At 71.3% G+C, this 2,355-nt stretch carries 2 protein-coding genes; both read right to left on the minus strand.

Annotation, left to right across the window (positions count from 1 at the left end):
• Nucleotides 1–912 (minus strand): hypothetical protein (locus A3ES_RS50790; RefSeq protein WP_040457280.1); only part of this gene is annotated, 912 nt, incomplete at its 3' end.
• A partial coding sequence (locus A3ES_RS50795) for a phage portal protein family protein (protein ID WP_020393462.1) occupies nt 905–2,355 on the minus strand: 1,451 nt, incomplete at its 5' end. The genes A3ES_RS50790 and A3ES_RS50795, both read right to left, overlap by 8 nt.

A 2,355-nucleotide genomic window follows, 5' to 3' on the forward strand; every position in this document is an offset into this window, starting at 1 on the left:
TCCCCTACAGCGCGCTCCCCCGAGGCAGCCGCGGAATCCGCCGGCGGACGGGTAGTCCACGAGCGCGGAGACCATCGAGTCGTAGGTGCGGCCGTCGACGGTGGCGCATGGCCCGCAGGTCTCGCTGTCGAGGAGCTCGGAGGCGTAGATCTGCTTCGGCTCGGTCGGGGTGGCCTGTGCTGCAGTTGCACGGCCCGCTCCGTGTGCTTGTCCGGCGGCCTGGCGTGCCAGGTCCTCAGTACCAGCTGTCGACGCGCTCTCGGCCGCCTCGATGGCGCTCTGCAGGGCTGTGAACCCGTCTACGGGCTGTCCTGGCCGTACTGCGCGGAGAGCGGCGTCGTAGGCGACGGTGAGGACCCGTGCGGGCGGGTTCTCAGCTGCGCGACGTGCCCACTCGGCGAGGGCCTGGCGTACGCCGGTGGTGGGCGGGTTGAGGTCGGGGATCAGATGGGCCGGGAGGCCTTGCAGGAGTGCCTCTTGGACGACTTGCGCGCCGCCCTCGGCGTACGCGGCTTCGAGAGCTGCGAGGGCCTGCCTGGCGGCTCCATCGATGGTGGCCTGTAGTCCTGGCAGGGTCGCCCCGTTCGTGGACGCCAGGAGCAGCCGGAGGCGCGCGAGGACAGCTGTGCCGTCACCTGCGGCCGCGACGTCGCCGAGGTCGACGCTGATGGCTTCGAGCACCGCCTGTCGGACGGTCTCGGCGAGCCGGGCGACGGTGCCGGCGGTCTGGGTGGTGATGCGGTCGAGCTCGGCGAACTTCACCCGGGCCGCGGCCTCGTGGGGGTGGAGGGTGCGCGTCGCGCCGGGGTACGACCAGCCCTGGTCGACCTCGAGCTGGATGACGTCCCTGGTCAGCTCCGCCAGCGCGACGTCGACCTCGAGCGCGGCCAGCTGCGAGCAGGCCTCACACATCGACCGGCGTACGGCGTAGCTCGGCGATCCGGTCGACCAGCTGCGCGGCGCGGGTCAGCATGTCGTCCGGCGAGCCGTGCCGTAGCGGCCGCTGGTCGCGAGCTGAGGTCGGCGCCGGGGTCGGCTTCTCCTCCGGGGCCGGCGGCTCAGCTGGGTCGGCGGGGTCCTCCACGGGAACGTCCCTGATGGCGCCGGCGGCGTAGTGCGGCACCGGGGGCAGGCCGTGGCGGCGGCGTACCTCTTCCTCGAGGTCGTCGTCGGGGCGGATGATCCCGGCGTCGACCAGGAGCTTGAGCGCGGCCGCGGTCGGCGTCGACTCGCTGCTCATCGGGGAGCAGGTGATGGTCGGGTACGCCGTCCCCTCGCCGAAGTTCATGTGGACGAGGTCGCGGATGACGTGGTCGGTGGTGGTGTCGGACTGGTAGTCGACGGTGGCCTGCAGCGCCATGGTGAAGAAGTCGAGGAACGTCTCCCCGAGGTTCTGCGCACCCCGGTCGTGGCCGAGGTCCAGGAACATCGCGAGGCCGGACTTGCTCACCGCCTGGTCGTGGTAGTTGACCCGCGGCATCTCGTCCTTCGTGGATCCGGCGACGCCGAGCAGTTCGAGGGTGAGACCGTCCGGCAGCGCGACCCCGGCGTGTGCGCCGGCGCGGACAGCCCTGGCGATCGCCAGGGCGTCTTCCTTCGAGTGGTTGTCGTCGTACCGGACCACGGGCAGACCCATGCCGTTGCGCTCGATCGCCTGCGCGCCGACGCGGAGCAGCTGGTCTTTGATGAGCCAGTCCTTGTACGCCGTACGAAGGATGGACTGCCCGGTCCAGTCGGCTCCCTCGCGCTCGTTGACGTACATGGCGAGGCGGTTCTCCGGGATGAAGACCTCCCGGTAGACGTCGCCGTACGGGTCGCCGCTGGATCCGCCACGGCGGCCGATGTACTCGACGCGGCCGGACGGTCCCCCGGCGGTGTCGAGGCCAGGCGCGGCCTGGACGACGCCGGCGAGGCCACCGTCGCGGAACACGCGGACCTCGGTCAGGGTGCGGGGCAGTCGCGGGCCGAGCTTCCGAAGGTGCGCGACCAGGGGCAGGCCGATGCCCTGCTGGTCGGGGCGCGGTCCGCCGATCTCGTAGACCTGCTCGAACGGCATGAAGCCGTACGCCAGGTTCAGCAGCGACATGCGGAGGTGGTCGCGCCAGACGATGCCCTGCCTGTCGATGCGGGCCTGCGGCTCGTCGGGATCCGGCAGGCCCAGCTCGGTCCGGACGAACAGGGACACCTCGGGTTCTACGCCGGTGTCGTCCAGGTGCCAGTCGGCCGAGAGGATCGGCAGGGTGATCGCGCGGAGCAGGGTGGCGACCTGGGTGTCGGTCTTCCGCATCCGGTCGTACACGGCGATGGACCACGGGAACATGAGTTCCGGGGTCTCTTCGTAGCCGGTGGCGACCC

The sequence above is a fragment of the Kribbella catacumbae DSM 19601 genome (assembly GCF_000372465.1).
Classification (GTDB): domain Bacteria; phylum Actinomycetota; class Actinomycetes; order Propionibacteriales; family Kribbellaceae; genus Kribbella; species Kribbella catacumbae.